The sequence below is a fragment of the Streptomyces nigrescens genome, assembly GCF_027626975.1.
Lineage (GTDB): Bacteria > Actinomycetota > Actinomycetes > Streptomycetales > Streptomycetaceae > Streptomyces > Streptomyces nigrescens.
Genome location: NZ_CP114203.1, coordinates 2,162,696 through 2,189,053, shown reverse-complemented (window position 1 = coordinate 2,189,053; position 26,358 = coordinate 2,162,696). Strand labels below are relative to the sequence as shown.

The 26,358-nt window shown below is 66.5% G+C and carries 22 protein-coding genes and 6 pseudogenes; 11 read left to right on the top strand and 17 right to left on the bottom strand.

Annotated elements, in window-relative coordinates:
- Window positions 1-112 precede the first annotated feature (112 nt).
- On the top strand, window positions 113-994 hold the full coding sequence (locus STRNI_RS09925; protein WP_277411004.1) for a hypothetical protein: 882 nt from the start codon (window positions 113-115) through the stop codon (window positions 992-994).
- A 340-nt stretch (window positions 995-1,334) separates the two neighbouring features.
- Here STRNI_RS09925 and STRNI_RS09920 read toward each other — a convergent pair whose 3' ends face one another.
- Window positions 1,335-1,562 (bottom strand): hypothetical protein, encoded by a 228-nt coding sequence (locus STRNI_RS09920; RefSeq protein WP_277411003.1) that lies wholly within the window; start codon window positions 1,560-1,562, stop codon window positions 1,335-1,337.
- 2 nt (window positions 1,563-1,564) lie between these two features.
- Here STRNI_RS09920 and STRNI_RS09915 point away from each other — a divergent pair, with 2 nt between their 5' ends.
- Both STRNI_RS09915 and STRNI_RS09910 read left to right on the top strand, forming a co-directional pair.
- On the top strand, window positions 1,565-3,088 hold the full coding sequence (locus STRNI_RS09915; RefSeq protein WP_277411002.1) for an enolase C-terminal domain-like protein: 1,524 nt from the start codon (window positions 1,565-1,567) through the stop codon (window positions 3,086-3,088).
- 54 nt (window positions 3,089-3,142) lie between these two features.
- Entirely contained in the window at window positions 3,143-3,271 is a 129-nt protein-coding gene (locus tag STRNI_RS09910) for a hypothetical protein (protein WP_277413394.1), read from the top strand.
- Between the two features lie 119 nt (window positions 3,272-3,390).
- Here the strand turns inward: STRNI_RS09910 and STRNI_RS09905 are convergent.
- From STRNI_RS09905 to STRNI_RS09880, 7 genes and pseudogenes are all read right to left on the bottom strand, one after another.
- Window positions 3,391-3,606: pseudogene (locus STRNI_RS09905) on the bottom strand (transposase); the annotation flags it as partial.
- A 124-nt stretch (window positions 3,607-3,730) separates the two neighbouring features.
- Entirely contained in the window at window positions 3,731-3,838 is a 108-nt protein-coding gene (locus tag STRNI_RS41310; RefSeq protein ID WP_338149810.1) for a hypothetical protein, read from the bottom strand.
- 480 nt (window positions 3,839-4,318) lie between these two features.
- Window positions 4,319-4,558 (bottom strand): hypothetical protein, encoded by a 240-nt coding sequence (locus STRNI_RS09900; protein ID WP_277411001.1) that lies wholly within the window; start codon window positions 4,556-4,558, stop codon window positions 4,319-4,321.
- Between the two features lie 395 nt (window positions 4,559-4,953).
- On the bottom strand, window positions 4,954-6,150 hold the full coding sequence (locus STRNI_RS09895; RefSeq protein ID WP_277411000.1) for an ABC transporter permease: 1,197 nt from the start codon (window positions 6,148-6,150) through the stop codon (window positions 4,954-4,956).
- A complete protein-coding gene (locus STRNI_RS09890; protein ID WP_277410999.1) occupies window positions 6,147-6,833 on the bottom strand; it encodes an ABC transporter ATP-binding protein in 687 nt (228 codons plus the stop codon). The genes STRNI_RS09895 and STRNI_RS09890 overlap by 4 nt, the downstream gene beginning before the upstream one ends.
- On the bottom strand, window positions 6,830-7,909 hold the full coding sequence (locus STRNI_RS09885) for a peptidoglycan-binding protein (protein WP_277410998.1): 1,080 nt from the start codon (window positions 7,907-7,909) through the stop codon (window positions 6,830-6,832). The genes STRNI_RS09890 and STRNI_RS09885 overlap by 4 nt, the downstream gene beginning before the upstream one ends.
- On the bottom strand, window positions 7,906-8,556 hold the full coding sequence (locus tag STRNI_RS09880; protein WP_277410997.1) for a hypothetical protein: 651 nt from the start codon (window positions 8,554-8,556) through the stop codon (window positions 7,906-7,908). The genes STRNI_RS09885 and STRNI_RS09880 overlap by 4 nt, the downstream gene beginning before the upstream one ends.
- Before the next feature lie 131 nt (window positions 8,557-8,687).
- Here STRNI_RS09880 and STRNI_RS09875 point away from each other — a divergent pair, with 131 nt between their 5' ends.
- The 5 genes from STRNI_RS09875 to STRNI_RS09855 all read left to right on the top strand — a co-directional run bounded on the left by STRNI_RS09875 (window position 8,688) and on the right by STRNI_RS09855 (window position 14,528).
- Window positions 8,688-9,377 (top strand): response regulator transcription factor, encoded by a 690-nt coding sequence (locus STRNI_RS09875; RefSeq protein ID WP_277410996.1) that lies wholly within the window; start codon window positions 8,688-8,690, stop codon window positions 9,375-9,377.
- Window positions 9,378-9,384: 7 nt separating this feature from the next.
- On the top strand, window positions 9,385-10,815 hold the full coding sequence (locus tag STRNI_RS09870; protein ID WP_277410995.1) for an ATP-binding protein: 1,431 nt from the start codon (window positions 9,385-9,387) through the stop codon (window positions 10,813-10,815).
- Window positions 10,812-11,309, top strand: coding sequence for a hypothetical protein (locus STRNI_RS09865; RefSeq protein ID WP_277410994.1), 498 nt, complete (start codon window positions 10,812-10,814; stop codon window positions 11,307-11,309). Before STRNI_RS09870 ends, STRNI_RS09865 begins: the two co-directional genes overlap by 4 nt.
- 872 nt (window positions 11,310-12,181) lie before the next feature.
- Complete coding sequence (locus STRNI_RS09860; protein ID WP_277413225.1) at window positions 12,182-12,616, top strand: cupin domain-containing protein; 435 nt, start codon at window positions 12,182-12,184, stop codon at window positions 12,614-12,616.
- A 1,516-nt stretch (window positions 12,617-14,132) separates the two neighbouring features.
- Entirely contained in the window at window positions 14,133-14,528 is a 396-nt protein-coding gene (locus STRNI_RS09855) for a transposase family protein (RefSeq protein WP_277410993.1), read from the top strand.
- On the opposite strand, the pseudogene STRNI_RS09850 reads toward STRNI_RS09855, so the two are convergent.
- From STRNI_RS09850 to STRNI_RS41595, 6 genes and pseudogenes are all read right to left on the bottom strand, one after another.
- Window positions 14,450-14,726 (bottom strand): annotated as a pseudogene (locus STRNI_RS09850) (transposase family protein); the annotation flags it as partial. The gene STRNI_RS09855 and the pseudogene STRNI_RS09850 sit on opposite strands and share 79 nt — an antisense overlap.
- 383 nt (window positions 14,727-15,109) lie before the next feature.
- On the bottom strand, window positions 15,110-15,979 hold the full coding sequence (locus tag STRNI_RS09845; RefSeq protein WP_277410992.1) for a trypsin-like serine peptidase: 870 nt from the start codon (window positions 15,977-15,979) through the stop codon (window positions 15,110-15,112).
- Window positions 15,980-16,045: 66 nt separating this feature from the next.
- Window positions 16,046-16,315 carry a hypothetical protein gene (locus tag STRNI_RS09840; protein WP_277410991.1) on the bottom strand — a complete coding sequence of 90 codons (270 nt, stop codon included), beginning with the start codon at window positions 16,313-16,315 and terminating at the stop codon, window positions 16,046-16,048.
- Window positions 16,316-16,726: 411 nt separating this feature from the next.
- Complete coding sequence (locus tag STRNI_RS09835; RefSeq protein WP_277410990.1) at window positions 16,727-19,585, bottom strand: helix-turn-helix transcriptional regulator; 2,859 nt, start codon at window positions 19,583-19,585, stop codon at window positions 16,727-16,729.
- Between the two features lie 495 nt (window positions 19,586-20,080).
- Window positions 20,081-20,254: pseudogene (locus STRNI_RS41765) on the bottom strand (hypothetical protein); the annotation flags it as partial.
- A 106-nt stretch (window positions 20,255-20,360) separates the two neighbouring features.
- Window positions 20,361-20,483: an IS3 family transposase gene (locus STRNI_RS41595; protein WP_381845856.1), complete on the bottom strand. Its 123-nt coding sequence runs from the start codon at window positions 20,481-20,483 to the stop codon at window positions 20,361-20,363.
- Here STRNI_RS41595 and STRNI_RS41590 point away from each other — a divergent pair.
- Window positions 20,456-21,011, top strand: a pseudogene (locus STRNI_RS41590) (winged helix-turn-helix domain-containing protein); the annotation flags it as partial. The gene STRNI_RS41595 and the pseudogene STRNI_RS41590 overlap by 28 nt on opposite strands.
- Before the next feature lie 265 nt (window positions 21,012-21,276).
- On the opposite strand, the gene STRNI_RS09820 reads toward STRNI_RS41590, so the two are convergent.
- Complete coding sequence (locus STRNI_RS09820) at window positions 21,277-21,567, bottom strand: hypothetical protein (protein ID WP_277410987.1); 291 nt, start codon at window positions 21,565-21,567, stop codon at window positions 21,277-21,279.
- A 41-nt stretch (window positions 21,568-21,608) separates the two neighbouring features.
- Between STRNI_RS09820 and ltrA the strand changes: the two genes are divergently transcribed.
- Together ltrA and STRNI_RS09810 are read left to right on the top strand one after the other, a co-directional pair.
- The gene (ltrA, locus tag STRNI_RS09815; protein WP_277410986.1) at window positions 21,609-23,039 is read left to right on the top strand and encodes a group II intron reverse transcriptase/maturase; all 1,431 of its coding nucleotides are present in this window, start codon (window positions 21,609-21,611) and stop codon (window positions 23,037-23,039) included.
- Between the two features lie 124 nt (window positions 23,040-23,163).
- A pseudogene (locus STRNI_RS09810) lies at window positions 23,164-23,432 on the top strand (transposase); the annotation flags it as partial.
- Window positions 23,433-23,434: 2 nt separating this feature from the next.
- On the opposite strand, the gene STRNI_RS09805 reads toward STRNI_RS09810, so the two are convergent.
- Together STRNI_RS09805 and STRNI_RS09800 are read right to left on the bottom strand one after the other, a co-directional pair.
- Window positions 23,435-23,656, bottom strand: coding sequence for a hypothetical protein (locus tag STRNI_RS09805; RefSeq protein WP_277410985.1), 222 nt, complete (start codon window positions 23,654-23,656; stop codon window positions 23,435-23,437).
- 769 nt (window positions 23,657-24,425) lie between these two features.
- Window positions 24,426-25,689: pseudogene (locus STRNI_RS09800) on the bottom strand (IS1380 family transposase); the annotation flags it as partial.
- Window positions 25,690-26,358 lie beyond the last annotated feature (669 nt).

The window sequence follows — 26,358 nt, the reverse complement described above, 5'->3', positions numbered from 1 at the left end:
AGAGGCGGGGGACCCCGGCGTCACCGCACGCCCGGGCCCGATGGGAAGCCCCGTCCAGTGGTCACCCGCTCTTGGTCGGCGTATCAGAGTCGACGGCATCGACACCTTGGGTGTGTCGACGCAGGCCATGGCCGAGCAGTACCTCTCTGAGTCCGAGTGGGAGATTGCGGCTGATCTTGCCGAGTACTTCCTCGACGAGATGACACGCATCAACTCGGCTCTGTACACGTGGTTGAAGGTGATCATCGCGTTCTCCGGCCCCGAGCCGACTGGTCCCGCGCTGGCCCATGCGGAAGAGCTCATCGACGCCATGAGTGGATTCGGCCCGGGAGCTGGTGACCTGACAGCGGTTCTTCGCGCCTGTCAGGCGGGTGACCGGCAGGTGGCCCGCGAACGGCTGGAAACCATGCGGATCCGTATGGCGGCCGTGCATGACCAGCTCGTGTGGTGGATCCAGCATCTGCTGACGAACATCGCGCATCGAGACGGCGAGCAGGCTGTGCTCGATGTCGTCCTGCGCGCCTACGAGGACCTGTGGAAGCCGCGCTACGCCGTCTGGCCGACCATGACCCCGCTGGAGAAGTTGCAGATCTCGGTCGAGGGGATGCGCGGCCATTTGTCCGGACCACGCCATCGCGGCGACGTCGGCATCGTGGAAGAGGAGGATCGCTTCACCATGATCCTCGATCCGTGCGGAAGCTGCGGCGTCCTTCGGCGCGGTGACCCGGACAGCGGCCGGCCCGGATGCAGCCCCGAAGGCACGACAGAACGTCACGACTGGGCTTGGCGGAGGCTGGGTGTCGGCTGGTACGCCGTGCACTCGGCGATCGTCATGGAATGGATTGACATGCGTGAAGGGCGACCGCCCATGCGACCCATGTCCGGTTGCGACACGGCAGGGCCATGCCGATGGTTCATCTACAAAGATGCGGGTGCGGCGCGGGCCGAGCACACCGAGCGGATGGGCTTTGACGATGGTGGCCAGGAGTCCTAGGAGGCCTTTGGCGAACTGTGGGTCTGTCCTGCCCCTGGTTGATCCCGTCGACTGCGGCTGGGCCGCGGTCTTCCGACTCTCCTGAATGAGCCGGTGCGTCACCGGACACACCCTCGTGGTTGGCGCCGGCCTGCCCGCCCGTTTGACAGCGGGCCCGTCCCTCCGGCAGGAGTCAATGGCAGTGCCAACGCCGCATGACACCCGCCGGGCACTGGGTCGCCACCAGCACTACACACCGGACCTCGGCAAGCGCTCGAGGCTCTTGAGTACAACCACCACGACAGTACAGCAGCTGACGAGACGGAGACCCATGGCAGTGCCGACACCGGACGAGACCCGCTCAGCGCTCGTCCCCGCCCAGCTCTACTCGCCCGTCGTCGGTGACGTGCTCGACAAGCTCAGGCGATACCACCAGTTCCTGCCGGCCCGGATCCACCCGGCCCTGCCTGAGATGACCGTCGTCGGCCGGGCGATGCCCGTGCTCATGGCGGACGTATACGAACCGCAGGACAAACAGTTTGGCGTGCTCACCGAAGGCATCGACCAACTGGCCGCAGGCGAGGTCCACCTGTGCGGGGGCGGTACTATGCGCTGCGCCTACGGGGGGAGATCCTCACCGCTACGGCGCGCACCCGCGGCGCGATCATCGGCGGCTTCCACCGCGACACCCCCAAGGGGCCCTTCAGCTGCGGTCGGTACGTGCAGGACTCCGCCGTCCGCACCCGGGTCATCGACTATCGCGTGCCCACCGAGATCGGCGGAGTCCAGGTCAATCCCGGCGATCTCGTTTTCGGCGACCTTGACGGCGTGGTCGTCATCCCACGGAAGGTCGAGGACGCAGTGATCGAGCGCGAGATGGAGAAAGCCTCCGCTGAGAACCTCGTACGCCGGGTGATCGAGGGCTGGTTGACGAGCACCCAGCATTTTCCGCTTGCGGCGTCCTGTGAAGGGGCGGCCCTGAAGATCGTCCGCATCACCGCCACCGAGGTCGTCGTCCGTGCCCACCCGGGTGCCCTCGAATCCCCGGGCCTGAACAAGCCGCTGCACAAAATCCCCGACCACGGTAGCAAGAGCTGGATGCGGCAGTTCGACGAATGTCCCAAGGTCATCCTCGAGCTTCAGCTCGAGGATGGAACGACGGGCCTCGGCGAGCTGTACCGGGGACACGACTGGGCCACGGTCGCCCACATCTCCGCGGCGCTCCTGGGCCAGGACGTGCGTAAGGTGTTCCGGCAGGGCCTGCCCTTCGCCAAGGTCCCCGAACATGACGGCTTCGAGATCGCGCTCTGGGATGCCGTCGCGAAGCTCCACGGCCTGCGCGTGGTCGACCTGCTCGGCGGGCCGGTCCGCGACAGGGTCCTGGTGGGGGCCTGGAGCGGGCAGCGCCGGGACGACGAAGTCGGCCCGCTGGCACGGCACTACCAGCAGCAGGGCTTTACCTGCCTGAAGTTCAAGTGCGCGCTCGATGACGACATCGTGGCTTGGTGCACCGCCATCGCCGAGGCGGCTCCCGGGATGAACGTCGTCCTGACCCCCAACGAGCGCTTCGAGCGGCCACATGAGACGCGCCGCCTGGCCGCGCAGCTGGCCGACATCGGGAACGTGCTCTGCCTGGAAGACCCGATCCTCCCCTGGATGCGCGCCGACTACGCGCAGCTGTGCCACTCGAGCCCAGTGCCGATCGTGCGGCACTTCGCGCTGCCCTATCCCGTACCCGGCAACCACATCGAGGACGTGATCACTGCGGTGCAGAACCATGAGGCCGGCGGATTCAACTTCAGCGCCGGTCTCGCCGACTTCCAGCGACTCGACCACATCGCCGACGTCGCCGGCCTGCCCTGCTGGCACGGCTCGGAGATCGACCTGGGCATCCTCGAGGCCGCCTACCTGCACTCCTGCGCCGCAGCCCGCTCATGCCTGTGGCCCAGCGACATCTTCGGCCGCTACATCCGCTCCCACGACCTGCTCGCCAGACCCTTGGAGTTCTCCCCACCCCACATACTGCTGCCCAAGGGCCCCGGCCTCGGCATCGCACTTGACCATGACGCACTCGCCGAACACCGCATCGACCAGAGGACATATACCGCGTCATGACCACGCCCGCGAACCCGTTGCCCCAATGACCCCGACCGGCACGAAGTGTGGGACATGCTGGTACGCCGCGACGCCGAGGGATTCACCGCCGCAGACTGGGCACAGGTCGAACCGGACTTCGGCGCCGAGCACTTCTTCGCCCTCGACGCCAGGGCGAGCGCCAACCCCGGCTCCTTCCGATGAGGTCGATGACGGTGTCGGTGGTCACGCCCTGGGCTGGATGATCTGGTCGCGGGCTGGTGCAGGCAGTATTCGACGAGACTGCCGGTGTAGCCGCCATCGGCCCAGACAAGGGCCAACAGGTGGTGCGCTCCTGCCACTTGCTCAAGTAGCACGAGGGCGGCAGTGCGATCACCGGTGTCCGCGGCGGTGACCATGACCCCCAACAGCAGGCCAAGTGTGTCGACCACGACATGCCGCTTACGGCCGTTGATCAGCTTGGCGCCGTCGAACCCGCGGCTGTCGGCGCCGACGACGGCGTCCGCCTCGACCGACTGCGAGTCGACCACGCCGGCCATCGGCTCCACATCCCGTCCCAGCCTGATGCGGACCTGGCCGCGCAACCGGACGTGGAACTCCTTGACCAGGGCGTGGTCGCGCCAGCGGCGGAAGAATGCGTAGACCCGGTCCCACGGCGGGAAGTCAGCGGGCATCGACCGCCCACTCGATCCCGCTGTCGACCAGTTGGCGGATCGCATCCAACATGGCCCTGTGGCAGTACGACTCCGGCCGGCTACCCCGCCCCGGCATCCAGTCCGGCACCGGCAGCAGCGGCCGGATGACCGCCCACTCCGCATGCGGTATCCGACGCGTAGCGTGGCCGCCGGACCCCGTTGTCAGCGGCATTTCCGAACCGGTGAGCCAGGCAGTCATGCTCCAGGGCGACTGAACTGGATGGCCCAGAGCCACCAACACGGAAGACTGCGGCACCAGGGCCTCCTGATATAGCTCGGTGATTAGACACCAACGAGCTGTTCAGGAGACCCTGTTCGTATGCGCCAAGCGCCCCGCGACCACACGATCGGGACTCCCGTTCGACGCGCATCACTCAAGATCGGAAGAACAACGGCTACTCAACGAGCGCTACCAACCTCATGAGATGGCACACCTAGCGGGCCAAGGCCGTCGGTTGCTGGTCCCACTCATCAGCCTGTAGACAACTGGCCTGGCTCAAACTCCGCAAAGCTTGGTTGGTCGCCAAGGTTCGATGGCACGCGCTCAGGCTCCGGTTCAGCTCAAGAGTTGGGCTTTGCATGACAGTGCCCAGACGTAGTACCAGCGGTCCTCCTTAAGCTCGCGGGGGCTGTTGTTCCGGGCAGCGTCGATGACTCCCCACAGGCCGCCGCTCGCCCCGATGATCTCGAGGACTTCCTCCATCGCCGGGCCATAGACCGCGGCCAGCACCGCGCCGACAGTGCCCACGGCCGCCGAGCTGACGGCAACGGCTCTGCGCCGCTTCGCGGCGGCCATCTGAGCCGTAATCTGCTGCACATTGTCCTCGCCGGGGGCTGGCCGTTGGGCCGGAGCGCTTCGACAAGACGGACCGCGCTACTGCGACTGGGCCTGGATCGGCATCAGCACGGACCAGCGCCGCCACCTGCTGATCTGCCGCAACCGCCCACCACCGGGGAGAACTCGCCGGCCATCTGTGCTGGTCACCTTCGCTCCGCGGTGACCGTGGCAGATCCCAGCAGGGCCCGTCCTGCCCAGCCCGGCCTCCCCAACGATGAATGCCGTCCGGGCCGAAAAGTCGACTCGTGCACTGTTCCATGTCCATGTCTCTGCGCACTGTGTCCATCAAGGGAACGAGCACCGTGTCCTTCGGGGGAAAGAAGAGACCACGGTCTGTACCTCGATGCGGGGAGTCAGGTCGCGTGGAGCGCGACCGTGGGATGGAGCCGGGAGGCCCGGATCGCCGGGTAGAGGCCGGCCAGGACGCCGATGGCGAGCGTCGCGCCCAGGCCGCCACCGATCGACCACAGTGGCACTACGACCTGCCAGCCCTGCGCCTTGGCGAAGGCGAACGTCGCCGCCGCGCCGAGCACCGCGCCCGCCACCCCGCCCAGCGCCGAGAGCAACAGTGACTCGGTGAGGAACTGCAGCCGGATCGCGCCCTTCGTAGCACCGAGCGCGCGACGGAGACCGATCTCCTGCCGGCGTTCCAGGACCGAGATGACCATGGTGTTGGCAACACCGACACCGCCGACCAGGAGGGCGACCGCGCCGAGGCCGAGCATCAGGCCGGTGAGTCCTTTGTCGGCGGCGGTCTTCGCCGCCAGTGCGTCGGAAGGCCGCGACACCTTCACAGAGCCTTCGTTGCCGGGCATGACCGTCCGCGCGAGCACCGCGCGGACGCCCTCGACCGAGGCGTCCGGGGACCGCTCGAAGACGGTTGTGGGATGGCCGTCGAATCCCAGGTACTTCTCCGCGGCCGGGAAGCCGACCAGGGCCACCCGGTCGAGGTTGGGGACGAGCTCGATGGAGCTGAGGATGCCGACGACCACGACGTAGCGGTCGTTCATCATGATCTTCTCGCCGGGCTCGGTGATGCTCAGCCGTTCGGCCGCGACGGCGCCGAGGACGGTGACCGGCAGCCGCTCATTGGCACTGTCGAGCCAGCGGCCCTTGGCCATCCGGGCGTTCAGCGTGGTCAGCAGGTCCGGCCGGGCGGCCTGCGCGGTGACTCCGGCCGGCTGTTCCTCGGGGACCACATCACTACGGCGGATCCGGGCGTCCACCTGCGCGGTGGCCGTGGCCTGCTGCACCGGGCCGATGCGCTCGACCATGGCGACCACATGCTTCGGGAGCTTCACATCCTGGCCCAGCGCGTCCTTCCCCGCTTCGGCGGTGAGCAGGTTCGTCCCGAGGCGGGCGAGCTGAGACATCAGGTCGGCCCGGCTGGACGTGGACAGGCCGACCACCGCGACCATGGTGGCGATGCCGATCGCAATGCCGAGTGCGGAGAGCAGCACGCGGGCACGGCGGGCGCGTAGTCCGACGGCGCCGGTACGCAGGATGTCGGCCGAGGGGAGGCGTGCGGGCTTCAACGCGGGGCCGGTCATGAGGCCGCCTCGCCGGAACGGGAGTCGGAGACCACGGCCCCGTCCCTGAACCGTATGCGGCGGGGCAGTGAGCCGGCGATCTCGTTGTCATGGGTGATCACACAGATGGTGGTGCCCGCCGCGTGGCATTCGCGGACGAGTTCCATGACGAGCTCGCCAGATGCCGTGTCCAGCGCGCCCGTGGGCTCGTCGGCGAGCAGCAGGTCCGGCTCGCCGACCAGGGCGCGGGCGATGGCGACGCGTTGCTTCTCGCCGCCCGACAGCTCGTTCGGCCGGTGCGCGAGCCGGTGGCCGAGGCGGACCCGGTCCAGCGCCAGGCGGGCCTGTGCCCGCCGCTCCTTCAGTGGCACGCCCGCGTAGAGCAGGCCGTCCGCGACATTGTCGACTGCGTCCCGGCCGGGGTTCAGGTGGAAGTGCTGGAAGACGAAGCCGATGTGCCGCGCCCGTAGTGCGGACAGCCGGCTGTCGGAGAGGGCACTCACGTCGTGCCCGGCCACCCGGACCGTGCCCGACGTGGGCCGGTCGAGGGTGCCGATCAGATTGAGCAGGGTGGATTTTCCCGAGCCGGACGGACCGACGATCGCGAGGAGTTCGCCCCGGTCGACGCGGAGGTCCACGCCGCGCAGGGCGTGTACACCGCCGGGGTAGGACTTGGTGGCCGCCTGCAGTTCGATCACTGTCATTGCTCGGCCACTCCGACCTTCATGCCCTCCGAGATGCCGCTGCCGCTGACCTCGATACGCCCGTCGGCGGTCATGCCGGTCGTGACCTGGACCATCCTCGTGGTGTGGCCCTGGACGATCTGCAGGCCGTAGCCGCCGTTCTCGCCACGCAGGGCGACGACCGCCTCGACCGGGACGGCCAGCACGTTCCGGCGGCTCTCGCTGACGAACTTGACGCTGGTGGTGGCCTTGAGGTCCTCGGAGGCAAGTGCGGACCGGGGACCGTCGAGGGTGACCTCCACCGTGATGCCTTCGTTGCTCGACTCGGCGGAGCCTTCCGTCACCGGGGGCTTGACGGTTCCCGTCACCTTGCCGTCGACGGTCTTGCCACTGTGCAGGGTGACCTTGACCTTGGTGCCCTTGGACGTCAGAGCCGCGTCGGTCTGCTCGAGTTGGGCCCGGACGACGGGTTTGGTAGAGGCGACGGTCAGTACGGTCGTCTCCGGGCCGATCTGGTCGGCGAGCGCGGCGTCCGCCGCCACCACCCGCACCGCACCGGGCTGGAAGACAACGTCGCCCCGGCTGACCCTGCCGTCCGCGTTCTCGATGCCGATCGACTTCTGCCACTTCTTGACCGCGGCTTCGGTGCCCTTGTCGTAGCGGGTGTCGACGTACAGGCTCGCGCCGAATCCGAGATCGCGGAGGTTGCGCTCCAGCTGGAGGACATCTGGACCTCGGTCACCCACCTTCATCGCCCGGAACGCAGGTGTCGGCCCGTACATCAGGATCACCGGCCGGGCATTCCGCTCGTACAGCCGCTGCCCTATAGTGACCGTCCTGCCTTCCTCGGCGGCCTTGGTCACCGTCCCCTCGGCCGGGGACTTGACGGTGCGGCGCTGTGCGTAGTCGAGGTGTCCGTCGACGGTCTTGCTCTGTACGAGGTCGGTGCGGGCGATCTCGGCCGTGGCGGGAGGAAGGTCACCCTTCTTCTCCACTCTTGCGGCCTGGTCACCGCTCCAAAGGATCACAGTTCCGGTGCCGAGCGCAGCAGCTGCCGTTACCGCGCCGGCTGCGACAAGCGCCGTGCGCCGCCTCACTGCATGCCGTCCAGTCCGTCGAGCAGCTTGTCCTTGCACGCCTCACGGGCTTGCCGGTACGCGGGGGAATCGGGGTCGATCGGCGACGCGGCGGGGTTGGCGTCACCGCCGGGTATCACATGGCCGTCGGACATCGTGGGGTTGGAGAACTTCGAGACGCCGTGTTCCCGCATGCATTTGGCGTGCGACAGCAGTGACTCGTACTCCTTCTCTGCGTCACGCTTCGGCTCCACCCGCTCGGCAGCGGCCTTCTCTTTGCCGCAGACGGGCTTCTCCTTCTTTCCGTCCTTGGGGCCCTTGGACATCTCCTCGTTCCCGGATTTCCGAGCGACTTCCTCGATCTTCGTGTAGTCGAGGTAGCCGCTGAGCTTCGGGTCCGGAAAGTCCTTGATGCCGCCCTCCCCGCGCATACACTGCACGTATTTCACCTGTGCGTCGTAGAAAGCGCCCTTGTCGCCCGTGCCGCCCTGCTTGCCGGAGCTCTTGTTGCCGGAGGCCGCGTCCCCGGGAGAGGAGGCTACGTCCTGGACCGTTTTGACCCCGCCGTTTTCTCCGCTGCATGCGGTGGAGAGGACCAGCATGGGGAGTGCGAGAAGTGCTGCCAGGCGGACGCGGCCGACGGCGCGGGATCGGTTTCGGATTTTCATGCAGTCATGCTCGGCCCGTCACATGATGAGCTCTGGATTCCCGGATGACGGGGACGTAACAATCGCCCGCGAGCCGCGAATCTCTCCACCGACCAATCTGACACAGGCAACGCTCCCGCATAATCAGGGGCATGCCGCATGTGCTGCTCATCGAGGACGACACCTCCGTACGCGACGGGATGGAACTCGTCCTGCGCCGACACGATTATGACGTATCCGTGGCAGCCACCGGAGAGGAAGCTCTCTTCATGCTGGACGGCCATCTAGGGAAGCCGGTCGAGCTCATCGTCCTCGACCTGATGCTCCCCGGCATGGACGGCTTCGAGGTCTGCCGCGGCATCCGGGTCCGCAGCACCATCCCTGTGATCATGCTGACGGCACGCGGCGACGACCACGACATCGTCACGGGCCTCGAAGCGGGTGCCGACGACTACGTGGTCAAACCGGTCACGGCCGCCGTGCTCGAAGCCCGTATCAGGGCAGCCCTGCGCCGCGCGGAGCCGGCGCCTGGCTCCACGCCGGGAGAGCATCAGGCGGGGCTTGCCATCGACCGAGCCGGCCTGACCGTCACCAAGCTGGGTACGCCCATCCCGCTGCCGCCCATGGAGCTGCGACTGCTGCTGGAGCTGTCAGCCGCCCCGGGCCGGGTATTCAGCCGCGAGCAGCTCCTGATATCTGTCTGGGACCTCGACTACCTGGGCGACTCGCGACTGGTGGACGCCACCGTGCGCAGGCTGCGCACCAAGATCGAGGACCTTCCTTCCAAGCCGCGGTACATCCAGACCGTCCGGGGCTTCGGCTACCGGTTCGGCCCCCTGTGAGCCACCGATGAGACACCTGAGGCTCCGTGTGGGCGGGCTGCGTTCCCGACTCGTGGTCACCTTCGTCCTCGTCACGCTGCTCAGCGCGGTGACCACGGCCGCCCTCGCCCACCGCGAGTGCCGCAACGCCGTCCTTAAACGGGCGCAGAACACGACTATGACCGAATTCCGCAACCGGGTGAGCGAGGTCGCAGCCGACATCGACATCCCTCCCGACCAGAGCACCCTCACCCGCTTCGCCGCGAGCGTCTCGCGCGGACTCGGCGCTGACATCGTGGTCGCCCGTTACCACGACCTCACCGCCACCTCGGACTCACTGGCGGACCAGACGCGGATCACTCCCGAGCTGCGGACCGCGGTCAGGACCGCCGGCCGGATGCACTTCCAGCGTGTCGAGTGGCAGGGCGAACCGTTCCTGGTAGTCGGCGCGTCCGTGGCCTTCGACACCGGGCGCACCTCAGACCTCGACGTCTTCACCCTCGCCCCGCTCAGGGCCGAGGAAGAGGACATCGCCGTACTCGTGGCCACCGTCCGCGGGGGACTCGTCCCGGTCGTGCTGCTGGCCGCGGCACTCGCGCTGCTCGCCGCCCGCACCGTGCTCCGACCCGTACGGGACCTGGGTCGGGCCACCCGGAAGCTCGCCGAGGGTGAACTCTCCACCCGCGTCGCGGTGAAGGGCAGGGACGAAGTCGCGCAGCTGGCAGAAACCTTCAACCACACCGCCGAGAGCCTTCAGACGTCGGTCGCCGAACTGCGGGCGCAGGAAGAGCGCGCACGCCGCTTCGTCGCCGACGTCTCACACGAACTGCGCACCCCGCTCGCCGCGATGACCCTGGTATCGAACGTGCTGGACGAGGACGCCGATCAGCTGCCGCCGGACTCCGCCCTGGCCGCCCGCACCGTCAGTGCGGAGATTGCCCAGCTCACCCGGCTCGTCCAGGACCTTATCGAGATCTCGCGCTTCGACGCCATGACCGCGTCGCTCGACACCGTGGAGACCGACCTAGCCGAGTTGGTCCGCTCGACGCTCACCCGGCGAGGCTGGGGCGCCCCTGTGAACACGGACCTCGCCGAGGGGGTGCGGGCGATGGTCGACCGGCGCCGGATCGATGTCGTGGTAGCGAACCTCGTCGGCAATGCTCTGAAACACGGGGCCCAGCCCGTGGCGGTGGTGCTCCGCGCCACGGACAACGAGATCACCCTCGACGTCACGGACTGTGGCCCCGGCCTGCCTCCCGAGGCCCTGCCGCACGTCTTCGACCGCTTCTACAAGGCCGACACCGCCCGCCGACGGTCCGAGGGCAGCGGCCTCGGCACTGCGATCTCCCTGGAGAACGCCCAGTTGCACGGCGGCACCATCTCGGCTGCCAACCGCGCCGAAGGCGGCGCAGTCTTCACACTCCGACTCCCTCGTCACCGCCCGAAGGATGTGCCATGAAGACCCTGCGCACCTGCGTCGTGGTGACCCTGTTCCTGTCGGCCGTCGCCGGCTGCCGGATCACGCCGACGGGAGCGATCGACGCCGGTGAGCCCATAACGGGACTCACCAAGGGGGTGCGGCTCTACTTCGCATCGGACACGGGCCTTCGCGGTGTCTCCCGGCCCGACGTGAAGCTGCGCTCCCTCGACTTCGTCGTCAGACTCCTTCTCGCCGGCCCGAACGAGTCGGAGCAGAAGAGCGGACTCACCACCCTCGTGGCATTCAACGGCCCCTACCACGCCTCAGGAAGCGGCAACCGCGTCACCTTCGACGTACCGGAGACCTACCGCTCTGCCGAGAAACGCCTCCGCAACGGTCAGCTGGTGTGCAGCCTGGCCCGCGCCCAGGCCGTCCTCCACCCCAAGCTCCGTCCCGACGACGTCCAGGTCACCCTCCGCTCTCAGGGCGAGTCGCTCGGCCCATACCAGTGCTCGTACTTTCTGCGCAATTGAGGCAGTCCAGCGCTCGTATCGTCTCGACACCAGGGCGAGTTCCGTAGAGCCTGCGACAGCAGGCTCTGGACGGCACCGCGCCGGAGCGTCCGACACCCCACCGGAGCTATACCTCTGCTGGCGACGCCTCAAGAAACACCCATCATGAATGCCTTACGCGATGTGACGGGCGGCGAATATACGTCAACTGACCGATGTATATCGACTTCCTCTTCCTTACAGTTGCAGGCGCGGGTTCGACCGCCAAACGTCCGAATGCGAGTTCCCGTAGTTGCGGGTAGCTGTCTCACGCGAGTGTCAGTCACTCCGGCAGTCGCCATTCAGTATGAAGGGAGGGGAAAGTATGCGTCGTAGTGTGTTTTTCTCGGTCCGCAGGATTCCGCTTCGACTGAGCGAAGAGCGCACTGGTGACTTCAGCTGCGGGTTCAGAGGCCGTTGCCGGTACTGGCCATGCCGCCACCTCTGAAGGACCGTGCACGGCCAACACGCTGGATAAGGCCACCATGCTGGAGAAGCTGCGGTCGGCCAGGGGGCAACTCGACTACCTTGTCCATGAATGGTGGGCGTAGCAAGGCCTGAGATGACTCCGTAGCCATGTAGGTGATCGTCGAGGTACTGCGCCCAGAGCCGGGCGATATGGACGGCGAAGTGGCTTCGCATTCCCAGGTTCGAACTTGGACCCAGCACAGCAAAGCGTCAGCCCCTGAACCGTAGAAGTAGCGCAGGGGGGCTCTCCCGGTCTGATATCGGCACGAGTCATGTCGATTGATAGGTCGTCACTGGCTGTCAAGAGCAGCTGCCTAAGACGGCGTCTCGATGGCGCTCCCGCCGGAGGAGCACCAGGTGCTAACTCACTGAAAGTTGTTTTCGTGATGCAAGCAGTACTTCGTGCAGGTCTGACGGGAGCTGCCATCGCCAGCATGTCTTTGGGCGCTGGGACGGCTTATGCCACTCCGGCAGGCCCGGGTGTCACCGGCACGGTGATATCCAAGATGACGGTCGGCAATACGGACTACATCCTGCGAGAGATCACAATCCCTCCCGGTCAGAGCACCGGCTGGCACTATCACAACGGACCTTTGTACGGCTTCGTCAAGCAGGGCACACTGAGCCACTTTGACGCCACGTGCAAGCAGGACGGGGCCTTCAAGTCCGGCAGCACTGTGAGAGAGCCGCCTGGGGCCAACCGAGTGCACATCGGCAGCAACCTCGGCACAGAACCACTCACTCTGGAGGTGCTCTACGTCCTGCCCCACGGTGCGCCGTTGGCGCAGGATGCAGCCAACCCTGGTTGCGACTTCCAGTAATTTCCTTTCGTCTTTCCCAGAGAGCGCCCTGAAGAGTGCACTCTCTGGGGCGAATGTCGAACCGGCAACCAGCCACGTAGCTTGGGATGGTTCTCGGTACTGGTTCAAGAGCAGTGCTGTGTGTGGCGGTGGACCAGCCATCGCCAGATCTATCTGGCTCGCACCGGTGTGGCGGTACCGCCGGTGGGAGAGTGTCCGTGGTCACGACCAGGCATCAACTCCGGCCCCGTCGCTGCCCGGGGCCTCGGCGCCGGCGAATACGTCGAGGCGCCGCGACCGGGCAGGAACGTCAGGGTCTCCATGGTCAGCGGCCGGATACGCTCCGGCCCACTTCGGCCTGCCCTGGATGAGGCAGCCGGATTGCAGTTCCGATTGAGGGCGTCAACTTGCCGGTGGGACAAGCTTCGAAGTCGAGGTGTCTCCAGTCCCACCGGCAGCAGGTTCCGGCGAACTGGAGCGGACTGGCTCGCTTGCAGCTATGCACGCCCCGACCATGCTCTCGTGAACGGGCCTTTCGCAGAGAGACCTTCCAGCGCCCGGTGGCTGACAGCCCTTCCCGACGGTTGGCGTATTGCACAATCGTGCTCCGATCCAAGTCCGTGAATTTCTCCATGAGACGACCGCCATATCTTCCCTGCGGTCGATAGTAAATCCAGGAAGGTTTCCAGGGCGGTCGAGGCGACCCTCTCCCATCGTTGCCTCTTTTCGCCATGCGATCAGTTGCCACGGCACCGATTCAGGTGATCGAGTTCAACATGCTCAGAACATGGATCGGCCCCGGCGGAAAGCGCAGATTCCGCCGGGGCCGGGATGCCCCAGGTCCCGGGGGGAATGAACCATAGGGGCTGGTGAGTGCTGGAAGTCCGGACATCCCATCAGTACTTCCTTCACTGGGGATATTTCTACCACTCCCTTTGTCTGCCGGATAGTGGATCTGGCGCAAATCATTAAAACTATGGGTAGGGAGAGCTGAGGCGGGCCTGTCAGGAGCTGGCTTCCCTGGCTACTCGGAACGAGAATTCGGAGGGCAAGCCCGGGTGAGACGTCCGCCGAAGCGCATGGACGTGCTTAACGAGCTCGTGCATGGTTGGCCGTGGCGCGTCGAGGGTGTGATCGTTGAGCCGCCTGTGATGGGGAACGCGGAGGGTGTGTTGATCGTTAGGAACCAGCGAATCACGGGCCTGTCGCTCGAGGTGATTACTGAACTCACTTCGGAGATTGGCCCGTTATAGCACCAAAGGCACCAGGCCAAGCTGACCTCACGGCCGCGGAAGCGGTCCGTCGGCGCTGGCGCCAAGCACAAGCTGGTGTTCGTCGACCGGCTGCTGGCCACCCTCGTCCACCCGCACGATGTGCTGTCTGCTGGTTCGGCGTGGACCGCTCCACCATCACCCGCGCGCTCGGCGAGGTGTGCGCCCCTGCTCGCCGAGCGAGGGTGCACCATCAGCCCCGATGTGCGGCTGCGGAGCCTGGCCAAGGTCGTCGATCCTCTCGGCGCCAGCGGGAAGACCGGCTCATGGACGGCACCGAAATCCGGGTCCGGCGGCCGGCCGCGGGACGTAAGGACCGGGACAAGTTCATCTCCGGCAAGAGCAAGGTGAACGCCGTCAAATCCATGGTGGTCACGGATGGCGAAGGCCGCGTACTGGGGTGCAGCCCGACCCGGCCCGGAAGCGGCCCGGACATTGCCCACGCCCGGCAACTGGAGCTGGTCAAGCTCCTGGCCGGCGGGCCCGCGGTGGAGGTTCCCGGACTGGTACGAGGACATGTACGAGCGTCAGCGCAAGGCGCATTCCTCACGCCGCACCCGTGTCGAGCACGGCATCGCACATCTGAAGAACTGGCGCGCGCGGTGGCCAGGTCCGGAGCCAGAGCAGCCAGGACCTCTACGGATTCGACGATGCAGCGGTAGGCGGTGGTGCTGCCGAAGCCGGCGGCGAGCTGGGCGTAGGTGTGGCCGCACCGCAGGTGGGCCAGGGCCAGCAGGGCTTGGCGGCTGGTGCTCAAGCGGCGCCAGCGGGTGCCGCGTTGCTGGCGGTGGGCCCGCAGCCGGGCGGCGAGGAACCGCAGAGTGGCTGGACACGTCGATCCCGGACGGGTACACAAGCATGCGAAGCCTCTGGTGGACGGTTCTCTCGGTCCAAAACCCATCTACCAGGGGCTTCGCTGTGCTGTCAGCCCAACTGAGCATCAGCTGCCGCAGGTTGGACAAAGCTCAGTAGCGGCACATCGAGGCTCTGGTTGCGAGGGCGACTTGGGAAGGTCACCCGGTCAACCGGGGCTTCGTTTCGTTCGTGGCGGATTCCCGGCAGATCGTCACACCGCTTTAAACCTGCGTGATCACCCGGATCTTGAATCAGCCCTGGATAGTGGCGAAATGACGGCGCAGAGAACGTCCGAGAGTCCCGACACATTCCAGCCGGGACTCTCGGACCTTTCGGTCGCATTACCCATACTCTGTCGGCGCGAGGCAGGGAGTGGGCTTGACGGATTCTATTGGCTGTTTTCCTTGATCCACTGCTCGGCTTTTTCGATGAGTGATGGAACGGAATCTGAGATGACCGATCCGCCACTGCTGTTCAGGACGGTCATGATCTCCGGCTTGCCGCCCCCTCCGGGGGTCAGGAAAGGCCCTCCGCTGGCTCCGCCGCCCACCCAGCACTCTGACTGGCCATCGACCCGGCTAATTGCCGAACGGCCCTTGTCCGGGTGGTACGTGTAGTCGCCGATGCAGGCCGACATGGTTTTCCCGTGGTAGGGATCCGGCCCCGGGTAGCCCAGCATGGTGCCACGGACCCTCTGGTCCTTGGCTACGCCAGAATGAACCTTGAACCCGCCATCAGTCGCCTGAGAGATCGTCTTGCCATCCTTCTTGCGGATGACCAGGACCGATACGTCCGGCACCGCGCCGTCGACCTTGTTCGTGGGCGAGAATGACTGATCGATGTGCCAGCCCCCGTAGGGCTCAGCTGAACTGGTGGCGGCCGGCGAGAATTTCACCGTCTTCCCGGCTTTAATGTTGTTTGTGCAGTGATCCGCCGTGATGGCCAGTTGCCCGCTAGGCGAATCCAGAACACTTGCCGTGCAACCGGACCCAGTGAAAACGTCGCCGACGTAAATCGGCCCAACTTTACGAGCAGTGCTGTTGCTCGAATAGGGCGTCTGGACGAAGTAACCTCCCTTGCCGTTGGTCTTGAGCGAGCCGTCGGGATTCTTCTGAAGGTAGTCCGCGAGCACGCCGCCCGTAGGGTCGGGCTGGGCGGTCGGGTCAGCATGTGCGGAGTTATTGACGAGCAGGCTGGCTGCGGCCAACGTTGCACCGGCACTCGCCAGGACAACCGCCTTCCTCTTCGACAGTTTCATTCTGCGGTGCTTCACTGAATTACCTCCCAATGAGTGTAGGCCTTTGCGGCCAGATGGACTTGCGTTTCATCGAATTGGCTGTCCGACGTCTCCTGTTTTTCTGATTTCCACGTTCAGCGGCGATAGAATATGTCGCCGCTGAAATATCGTGACATCTTTCACGCTGACACCCCAGAGCATCCCCACCCACCACGACAGGAGTGATTGCGGCACTCGCGTGGGGCGAATTCCCGCAATTACGGAATTCACGTTCGGATGTTGGCGGTTGAACTCGCTAATAAAACCGTAAGAGGCAGTGAATTGGTATACATCCGTCAGTTGACGTATATTCGCCATCAGTCGCATCGTGTAACACGATCATGATTGGTTTTCTTGAGGCGTCGCCAGCAAATGCGGGGCGTCCCATGCGGCCGGAGACTGGCGGGTTGCCGTCCACCAGGGCCAGGGTCTGGGGGACGTCGTTGACGTGGCGCCGGCCGTGATGACCTTGAGCGGGGTGACGCGTGCGTCGCAGGGCAGGCGGTGTGTGCTGCTGCGCCGGTCGACCGGCGACAGATCCGTCACGCCGAACCCCGGTGGCCCGGCGTGACGGCGCGACCCCCTCGGGACCGGTCAGGCGATCACCGTGTTGATGACCGAGCGCGCGTGGACCGTCCCGGCCGCCCGGCCGGATTGTGGGGCGGGCACGCCTTGTTCCCCTATGCTCCGCGTCGTTGCTTCACGGTGCTTGCAAAGGCGGGATACGACTCAGTCCATTGGGTGCGGATGGTCCTGGTTCTGTCGGCGGATGACGTCGGCTGCGATTTCGACGCGTGAGGTCATCCGCAACTTGCGCAGGATGTGGGATACGTGTGTGCTGACGGTGCGTCGTGAGATGCCCATGCGGGCGGCGATCTCGGGGTTGGAGTGGCCAGCTGCGACGTGGTCGGCGACGACGCGTTCGGTGTTCGTGAGTGCCTCCCAGCCTTGTCGCGAGCTGCCTCGTGGTCGGCGCGTGGTCTGGCGCACGGCGACGGTATGCAGGCGGGAGGTGGCGCGGGCCGCGTGCCAGGCGGCGTCCAGGCGGTTGTAGATCGTCAGCGCTTTGTCCAGCAGCGTGTTTGCCTCGCGGGGCATGTGACGTTGTGCCAGCAGGTGGGCTGCGTCGGTGTAGGAGTGTGCTTCGTTCAGCGGCCGTGGTGCGTGGTGGTAGCAGCGGGCTGCTTCCAGGAGCAGGTCGGGGTCTTGGGCCAGTAGCCCTTGGCATCGGTAGGCGTCACCGACGTGGTAGGGGCCGTTGCTGTGGTCGGCTCGTGCCTGGGCGGCGCGAGCATAGCGGTGTGCGTTGGTGGTGTCGCCGTGGGCCAGGGCGAGGCGGACGAGGTCGGGTGTCAAGAAGCAGAGGATCGATTGGCCGGGCAGGTGGCCGACGCCGTGGTTGAAGGCGGCTCTGAGCCGGGTGTAAGCGCGCTCGGGATTGTCCTGGGCTTCGTCGGCGAAGACGTCGGCGCAGAGGGGGAGGTACTCGTAGAACCAGGCGATCGTTGTGGTGTCGGTGGCTGCGGCTGCGGCGGTCAGGTGGGGTGAGGCGGTGTTCGGCTGTCCGCGATGGAGCGCGATGATGGCAGCGAGCGCCCGCAGTGCTCGGCTCATGGCGAAGTGCTCGCCGGGTTCGAGTCCGGCCTCGATTTCGGTGAGGGCGTCGTCCCAGCGGCCGCTGTTGAAGGCGAGGAGGGCGCAGGAGAGGTGGTACCAGGGCAGCAGAACGCCTCCGGTGTGTTCGGCTGCCTTGCGGGTGGTGGCGAGGGTGTGGTGTGCGTCGTCGTTGCGGTCGAGTTCGATGTAGCTGTTGGCCAGGGCGAGTTGCAGGCCGATGCGCTGTGCGGGGTGGATAGTGCGTGGTGTGAGTCGGGTTGCTTGTTGGGCCAGTTCGAGGGCTTGGGTGCCGGGCGCTTCGAGGAACCGTTTGGCCGCCAGGATATGCAGGGAATCGGCCAGGGCGGGGCCGTCGTCTTCAGCTTCGGCCGCGCACCGGGTGGCTGCCGCGACCTCCTCGGCCTGCGAGAGCTTGCCCAGTGCGAACAGGCACATTGCGCTGAACGCCTGAAACCGGATCGTCTCGGCCGCGGGTACGCCCTTGCTGGCGCTGGCGAGGCGGGTCTCGATGAGCGCCAGGTCGGGCCGTCCGCGGGCGAATGCGGCGTGGACGATGATCCAGCGCAGGGGGCATTCCCACGTGAGGTCATGGGTCCTGGCCAGGGCGCATCGGGCGGTTTCTTCTGCCTCGGCGAGGTGGCCGCAGGAGAGCTGGGCTATGGCGCGGTGCCATTGGAGGTGGTCCTGGCGTGGATCGTGGGGATCGGCCAAGTCCAGGGCCTGGTCGATGAGTTGGAGAGCCGCGGCGGGTGCCCGGGTGGTGAGTTGTGCCGCGGATTCCACGAGCCAGGCGGTCAGGAACTCTCCGGCTGCTGGTGCCGCGACGAGCAGGTGCTCGGCGACCCGCTCGGGTGCTGCCCCAGCTCCCGCCAGGGCCTGTGCCGTCTTCAGATGCAGCATGGCGCGGACCGAGCCCGGGACGGCGCTGTAGAGGGCATGGCGGATGAGGTCGTGGCGGAAGACTAGCCGGTCACCGACCTCACGCAGGATTCCGGTCGCTTCGGCCTCCGCCACGATGCTGAGCAGTTCGTGCGTTGGCCTGTCCAGGACCGTGGCGAGATCGGCGACCGTGCTGCCGGCTCCCAGCACCGAGGCGACGCGCAGCGCCTGCAGCACCTCCTCGCGCAGGTAGCGCAGCCGGTGCGCGATCAGTGTGGTGAGCGGTGGCACGGGACAACCGACGGTGACCTCCGCGATGCCGCCGCAGAGGTCGATCGCCTCTTCCCGTAGCAGGGCGGCGGCCAACTCCCTGACATACAAGGGGTTCCCCGCCGCTTTGTCTGCCATCCGCCGTAGTCGTGGACCGGGCTTGCCGCCACACAGGTCGTCCAGTAGCACTGAGACTGCCGGGGGGCTCAGCGGTGCCAGCTTCAACACGGTCTGGCCGCGCATACCCAGACTCTGGTAGAGCCGGTCGACGTCCCTGGCCTCAGGCACCGCCCGGTAGGCCCCGACAACCAACAGTGGCAGCTGCTGAACCGTGCGCACCAGCCGCTGCAATACCAGCAGACTCGCCGGGTCGGCCCACTGGAGATCATCGAGGAGCAGCGCCAACGGTCCCTGTGCACACAGCTCATCGACCAGAGCGAGCATCGTCTCCACGGTGGCGAAGTCCACCGCCCCGGCCGACGCGCCCTGCGCACCCGGCAGCCCGTACCGGGCGTCGCCACGCAAGACCTCGGCGACCCGAGCCCTGGACACATCAGCCGAGGTTGCGTCCACACCCAGACAGGCCGACATCAAAGCGAACGGGAACTGTTGTTCCAGCTCCTGCGCCGCCCCGTGCAGTACCCGCATCCCCGCACGCTCTGCCATTGACGCCGTCAGCCCCAGCACAGCCGTCTTGCCCATCCCGGCCTCGCCGACCACGAACGCTGCCTGCCCCGCCCCCGACACCGCCGATGCCGCCAGCCCCTTCAATGTCGCCGTCTCGACCTCACGGCCGACGAGACGGCCAACGAAATGCTCCATGTCTCACCTCAGTGCTTTGGTACTTGAAAGGAAGAGACACGCCACACTCGGGTTCCTTACGCGACTTGTCGGGTTTTTTTTGCTCCGGTCCCGGGCTGGGGATCAACGGTGCCAGGTACCTGCTGCGCCAGCCCGGACCGGGTGAACCGCCCGCTTTGTTAGAGATCTCAGGTTGTGGTTGTGACCTGGGGCTTCGTGGATTCCATGTAGTGCTTCGCCTCGTACTCGACGGGCGGAACGTGGGCCTATCTCACCGTGGAGCCTGCGGTGGTCGTACCAGTCGATCCACTGGGCGGTGGCCAACTCGACCTGGGAGTGACCTCCATGCCCGCTGGAGTTTGATCAGCTCGGTTTTGTACAGGCCGATCGTCGATTCCATCAGAGCGTTGTCGTACGCGTCCCCGACTGATCCAATACTCGCGGCGATGCCATCCGCGTCGAGGTGTTCGGCGAGCTTGAACGACGTGTACTGGCTGCCGGCATCGGAGTGGTGGATCAGCTGACGGGAATGTGCCGGCGGCGCTCGTGGTCGCGCTGCCACAGTGCAATCTGCACTGCCTCCAGGACGAGTTGGGTCTCCTTGGAGGCAGAGGCCGACCAACCGACCATGCGCTGGGAGAAGGTTTCCACGACGAAGGCGACGTAGACGACCCCGCTCCAGGCGGCGACATGCGTGAACTCGGCAACTCAGCAGCAGTTTGGGGCGCTGGCGACGAAGACGGTCGAGAAGGTCCGGGGTCCTCTCGGCGCGCGGGTCGGTGATCGTCGTGATCACCTACTTGTCGCGGACGGCGCCGGTGACGGCGAGTTCGCGCATGAGGCGCTCGACGGTGCAGCGGGCCACTACATGCCCCTGCCGGTTCAGCTCGCGCCAGATTGGATACCGGCCCGGCCGCATTCGGCTGGCCTGACCAGTGCTGGATGCTGGCAAGGATCGCCGAAGTCGTGCGTCGCCGGTTCGGCACCGAGTACACCCTGGCCCGGCTGGACCTGCTGCTGCACCGCCTCGGCTGGAGCATGCAGGTCCCTTCCCGCAAGGCCACCGAGTGGGACGAGGTGAAGATCGCCGCCTGGAAGGACAAGCTGTGCCCGTCATAAAAAGAGGGCGGCGGACTTTGGGCGCCTGGCCGGCTTCGAGGACGAAGCCGGCCAGTGCCTGAGGCCGCCGAAGGGCCGCACCTGGGGCCGCCGCGGCCGCACCCCGGTAGTGAGGGTCACCGCCACAGGCACCAAACAAATCTCCATGGCAGCACTGATCTGCACCAAAGCCGGCCACCGGCCCCGGCTGATCTACCGCACCCACCTCGACCGAGGTCCCGCCAAGGGCCACCGCAAGGGCTACGCACGCCTGCTGGACGCCGCACACCAGCAGCTCGACGGCCCCATCGTCCTGGTCTGGGACAACTTGAAGTGCGCCACGAGGCGCGACGGAATCGAGTGGGGGTGAAAGGACTCCACCGCCGGGCGGTCGCAGCCGCCCGGCGAAGCTGAGGGCAGTCGCCGCCTGGGAACGCAGGTGGCGGCGGGAAGCAGCCCTGACAAAGTACGGGACGGGTCGGCACTGTCAGACGGCCCGGGTCCGGCAAGCAGTGAGGAGAAGGTGTACGCGAGGAACCACTGTCTGACGCCCCGTAAGTGTCCCGCTCGGCTCAAATCTGACGGATACGGGCCGGGTTGCAGCGCGTGAGCCGTCACTCATTTGGGTGGGGTTCAACTCCGAAGCCGGTTTTTAGGTCCGGTGGGGAGGCCATGCCGAAGGTCTGCGGCGTAGGTATGGCGAAGCTGTCGGGGTAGAGGCGGGCACCTCCCTCCTTGATCGATTCCGTGGTGAACGTGGGAACCGCCTGCGGTCGCCCTTCCCGCCGGACAACCGGTCCGGCGGCGGGCAGGTCCGTTGCCGACTGATGGCCGTCGGGCGGGGCGGAGGTCTCGTAGTAGTCGGAGCGCGCGAGAGGCGCGTACATGGCGAAGGAGACCAGCAAGTCGGTAGTGGACGTACTGGAAGGTCAGGAGGCTGTCGCCGGTGAATACCGACGAGCTTGACTCCGTTCTGTTCGGAGCGGAGCGCAGGGTACTGAAGATCCAGACCAAGCTGCACTGTTGGGCCCGTGATGATCCCCATCGCAGGTTCGATGATCTGTTCAACCTCGTCGCCGATCCCGCGTTCCTTCTGGTCGCGTGGGACCGGGTGCGGGGCAACAAGGGAGCACGCACGGCCGGAGTGGACGGGCGCACGGCCCGTTCCATCGAGGCCGGGCAGGGCGTCGTGGACTTTCTCGACGGGTTGCGGTCGCAGGTCAAGGACCGCAGCTTCTGCCCGTTGCCGGTACGGGAGCGGATGATCCCGAAGTCGGGCGGCAAGTTGCGCCGCCTGGGGATCGCCACCATCGCCGACCGGGTGGTGCAGGCTTCCTTGAAGCTGGTGCTGGAGCCGATCTTCGAAGCGGATTTCCACCCGTGTTCCTACGGGTTCCGCCCGAACCGTCGTGCTCATGACGCCGTGGCCGAGGTGCGCTATTTCGCGTCCCGCTCCTATGAGTGGGTCGTCGAGGGCGACATCACGGCGTGCTTCGACGAGATCTCACATCCGGCCCTGATGGACCGGGTGCGGGACCGAGTCGGGGACAAGCGCGTCCTGGCACTGGTGAAGGCGTTCCTCAAGGCAGGCATCCTCGGCGAGGACCGCATGCTGCGAGAAAACCGCGCCGGAACCCCGCAGGGTTCGATCCTTTCACCGCTGCTGAGCAATGTGGCCCTGACGGTCCTGGACGAGCACATCGCCCGAGGACCCGGTGGGCCCGCTTCAAGTCAGACGGAGAGGGCCAAGCGCCGTCGTCATCGCCTGCCCAACTACCGGCTCGTCCGCTACGCGGACGACTGGTGTCTGATGGTCGCAGGCACGAAGGACGACGCCGAAGCCCTCAAGGAGGAGATGGCAGAAGTCCTGTCCGTGATGGGCCTGCGCCTGTCGCCGGAGAAGACCCTGATCACCCACATCGACAAGGGCCTCGACTTTCTCGGCTGGCGCATCCAGCGTCACCGGAAACGAGGCAGCAACCGGCACTACATCTACACCTATCCGTCAGGCAAGGCCGTCAAGGCCATGACCGGCAATGTCAGGACGATGTGTCGGACAACGGACACGAGCCAGCCGCTCGATGCCCTGCTGCGTCAGCTCAACCCGGCGCTCAAGGGCTGGTGCGTCTACTTCCGGCCCGGCGTGTCCAGCGCGACCTTCGCCTACCTGAGCTACTACACGTGGCGCCAGGTCGGGAGCTGGTTACGCCGCAAACACCGCCGGTCCACCTGGAAGGACCTCCGCCGCCGCTACTGCGACGTCGGATGGTGGCCGGCCTCGGAGGAAAGGCCGCTGTTCAACCCGGCCAAGGTAACCACCACGCGTTACCGCTACCGGGGAACAGTCATCCCGCCCCCTTGGCCCGGCCTGGAATGAGGACAACACACGGTTCTCGAACAGGACTTGTGGAGCGCCCGGTGCTCGGAAACGGGCACGCCGGGTGCGGGAAGCGGTCCGGGGAAACGGACTGATCGACGAGACCAGAACCGCGCCCCGGATCGACTTCACCACGCACGTCAGCCGCACCATGCGCGAGCTGATCGCCGCCCGATTATGGCTGACCGTCTACCAGCTGCCGCCGTACTCTCCGGAGCTCAACCCCGTCGAAGGCGTGTCGTCGCACCTGAAGAGATTGCTGGCCAACCTCACCAAACACGGCCTCGACCAGCTCACCACGCTGGTGAAGGCACAGCTGAATCGGATGCAGTACCGACCGGCCTCATCGAGGGCCTCATTGCCAAGACCCGGCTCGACCTCCACCCGCCGTAACCTCAACCGTTAAAGATCTCTAGTTCCGGCTCGTCGCTGTCCAGGGCGCCCGAGGCGTCCAGGTGCGGGATCAGCTCTGCGTGTATCGGCCACTGTTCTGGGTCCGAGGGACTGCCAGGGTCGACTGTCGCCAGTGCCTGCCGCGCCCACCCGGACAGCGTGCGTTGATCGTACTCGGAGAGCGTATCGCGCACGACCGCGTGTACCAGGCGATGCGTGCGCATGAGGCCAGCATCGGGGGCAACCTCGTCCCCCTCCTCCCGCAAGTGCTCAATGAGGCCTTAGTGCTGCAGGGCCGCCAGCGAGTCCTGCCAAACCACCGGACCGATTTTCCACGCCGTGTTTGCGATCTGGTGGAGCAGTCCGAGCGGAATCCTGAGGAGTTGAAGAAGGTGCTGAGTTTCAACAGCATGAGCGCTTCGGATCGGGTGCGTTCCAGGCGATTCGTGGCAAATGTCCACGCCTTACTGACCGACGCCGGATAGCTGGCCGAGGGCTTCGCCTGCAGACGCACGGACTCTCGTTGCAGCAGAGACACGTACGCGTCTGCCGGCATTGCGGTCTCGGTGAGCCACGCGGCTGCCTGCGTGATCGCCAGCGGATGGTCTGCGAGCGTCTCGGCTACGTCGTGGGCCTCACGGGAGGTGCGACCCGGAATACGGCTGAGGAGGTGGGCGATGCTCTCCTGCCGTGTGTACGGCGTAATGGTGATGCGCGGTGTCTCCCGTCTTCCAGCTGTGCTGACGTGTGGTGATCAGCACGTGTCCGGGGCCGGTGGGCAAAAAGGTCACGGATGCTCTCAGGCTCGTCCGCGCTGTCGAAGACGAGCAGCCAGCGGACGCCGTCGTGTCCACGGCTCAGTTCCTGCTGCACGGCGCGGATGCGGACCTCGTGGACTGGTCCGACCGCCAGCCCGAGCACGAGAGCAAGCGCGCCGGGTTCCATGGCTCCGGTGGGTGGTGCGGCTCGTCGGGACGGGGTTGCCGCGGGTCGGCCAGGGTTCGGCAGGGCGTGGAGCCGGCCGAGGGCACCGGTGATCAGATCAGTCGAGGGCCAGTGCTTCGCAAGGCGGAGGATGCGGCGCCGTCCTGTGGTCACGAGCTGGGCTGCGGCGGAGAACAGCCGCAGCCGCAGGCGGCGGGGCTCCTGGCCGGTCTTTGCCGGTCAGGGCGAGCATCGGCATCCAGGCGTGCAGGTCGAGAGCGATCTGCACGATCTCCAGCCAGATCTGGTTCTGTGCGGGCGACCCGGATGCGGTCCTCCGGCTATGGCGCGCTGGCGGTGCCGCAGCTCCAGGGTGGCGATCGGGGTGTTCTTGGTGCTGGTGGCGAAGCAAGGCAGGCGCATGCCATCGGCGTCGGTCAAGCGCAGCTGAGCGCCGGGTGCTGCCGTTCGTTCCTAACGATCAGTCGCATCCCCTTCGGCCGGCCGTCCAGCACGTCGCCGGCGATCCCGGCGATACAGGCTCCGTCGCGGATGCGCCGCCCGGTTCGATCGCGGCTGTCCAGGTGGAGGCGGGAGCTTTCAAGACCGCCTGGCGGACAGATCGGGTGAGGGTTACCGACCGAGTATGACAGCCACCTTCCTTGCTGGGCGAGCCAGCTGACGAACTCGTGGGTGCCGCCGCCGGAGTCGGTACGGATCAGGGTCCGGCACCTGGGCCGGTAGGTCTTCGGCAACTGCGCGAAAGCGAGCCGGGCGGTCTCGAAGTGATCGGCGGCTGCGTTGCTGCCCGCGTTCCCTGGCCGGAGAAGGCCCGCCACCGGTTCACTGCTGCCGCTGCTTCCATGGTCGACGAACCCCATCAGAGGATGGTGGCCGAAGGTCTTCTTCCAGGTCGCGGTGGTGCCCTGCTTGTCGGAGTGTGCGATCACGAGCACACCGTCGATGTCCACGACTACCTGTCGTCGGCGTCCGGGCCGAGGCACCCGCCAACTTCCAGATTTCTTGGCGTACTTGGGATTCCGCCGAGCGGATCGCCGACAAAGCCTTGTGTTCGGCGCCGGCCAGCGTGTCGATCAGCCGGGACAACGTGGGACCGGAGGCCACCTGCCCGAACACGCCAGGCTCGGCTCGCACCCCACGTCCGCCAGGCAGTCACCGCCCAGTGCGACCGCGAGAGCCACATCCAGCAGGATCCTGCCCGGATCGTGCACCGCCCGCGGCCATCGCCACGGCACCAGTGGCTCCGATATCGCCCGACCCAGCCCGGTCTTGCGGCCGTCTCGACCAACAACACCGCCCCGGCCTGAGACATCACGGCCCGGCCACCGCCGTCGACACAGATACGAGGTTAGGACCCGATGCGCTTCTTCACCTGGAAACTGCGTCCGACGGGCGCGGGTCGGCCGCATTGTCCCGGGCGGGCCCCTGCGCGGTGGGCACTCGCCAGGACCAGGACCCGACGGGCGCCCCGCGCAGTATGGCGACGCCGAGATCCTCGCTGTGAGAGTCGGCGACCGCATGCGGGACCTGCACCGACCACCGGGGTGTGGCGGTCAGGTCACGACCCCAGCCACGTGTAGTGGTGCCGGTGTCCGCTTCGTCGGCGGACTCGGCATACCGGCAGCCGGGGGCCCGGTCGGTCAGGGTGCGGATACGGAAGCCGAGGTTGGCGAAGCGTCGCCCGGCCTCCGCGCGCCGGCCGTGCGCATCATTGCAAGGTCGGTCGCGACCCGGCCCGCGTCGTTCCCGGTTGCGCGAGGACGCAGGGCCCGCAGCGCGGTGGAGCACGCATCGGCCACACCGGCGCTCACCGGCGCTCAACCGTGCCCGGCGTGCCCGACCACCCCCGCTCCGTCGGCGACACATGGAGCTTGGGACGCAAACCGATACCCTGTGCGCAGAAAGCGCCTTCCGCCTGGACTGACAGAACCCCTTGACAAGGTTCATCGTCTCAGACCGGAAAGCACTTTCGCGTTACCGC

Coding starts and splice junctions, on each gene's coding strand:
- STRNI_RS09910 (WP_277413394.1), top strand. CDS start 3,143: ATGCTGGTACGCCGCGACGCCGAGGGATTCACCGCCGCAGACTGGGCA.
- STRNI_RS41310 (WP_338149810.1), bottom strand. CDS start 3,838: ATGCCGGGGCGGGGTAGCCGGCCGGAGTCGTACTGCCACAGGGCCATG.
- STRNI_RS09900 (WP_277411001.1), bottom strand. CDS start 4,558: ATGGCCGCCGCGAAGCGGCGCAGAGCCGTTGCCGTCAGCTCGGCGGCC.
- STRNI_RS09895 (WP_277411000.1), bottom strand. CDS start 6,150: ATGACCGGCCCCGCGTTGAAGCCCGCACGCCTCCCCTCGGCCGACATC.
- STRNI_RS09890 (WP_277410999.1), bottom strand. CDS start 6,833: ATGACAGTGATCGAACTGCAGGCGGCCACCAAGTCCTACCCCGGCGGT.
- STRNI_RS09880 (WP_277410997.1), bottom strand. CDS start 8,556: ATGAAAATCCGAAACCGATCCCGCGCCGTCGGCCGCGTCCGCCTGGCA.
- STRNI_RS09875 (WP_277410996.1), top strand. CDS start 8,688: ATGCCGCATGTGCTGCTCATCGAGGACGACACCTCCGTACGCGACGGG.
- STRNI_RS09870 (WP_277410995.1), top strand. CDS start 9,385: ATGAGACACCTGAGGCTCCGTGTGGGCGGGCTGCGTTCCCGACTCGTG.
- STRNI_RS09865 (WP_277410994.1), top strand. CDS start 10,812: ATGAAGACCCTGCGCACCTGCGTCGTGGTGACCCTGTTCCTGTCGGCC.
- STRNI_RS09860 (WP_277413225.1), top strand. CDS start 12,182: ATGCAAGCAGTACTTCGTGCAGGTCTGACGGGAGCTGCCATCGCCAGC.
- STRNI_RS09855 (WP_277410993.1), top strand. CDS start 14,133: ATGGACGGCACCGAAATCCGGGTCCGGCGGCCGGCCGCGGGACGTAAG.
- STRNI_RS09845 (WP_277410992.1), bottom strand. CDS start 15,979: ATGAAACTGTCGAAGAGGAAGGCGGTTGTCCTGGCGAGTGCCGGTGCA.
- STRNI_RS09840 (WP_277410991.1), bottom strand. CDS start 16,315: ATGGCGAATATACGTCAACTGACGGATGTATACCAATTCACTGCCTCT.
- STRNI_RS09835 (WP_277410990.1), bottom strand. CDS start 19,585: ATGGAGCATTTCGTTGGCCGTCTCGTCGGCCGTGAGGTCGAGACGGCG.
- STRNI_RS41595 (WP_381845856.1), bottom strand. CDS start 20,483: ATGCGGCCGGGCCGGTATCCAATCTGGCGCGAGCTGAACCGGCAGGGG.
- STRNI_RS09805 (WP_277410985.1), bottom strand. CDS start 23,656: ATGCGCACGCATCGCCTGGTACACGCGGTCGTGCGCGATACGCTCTCC.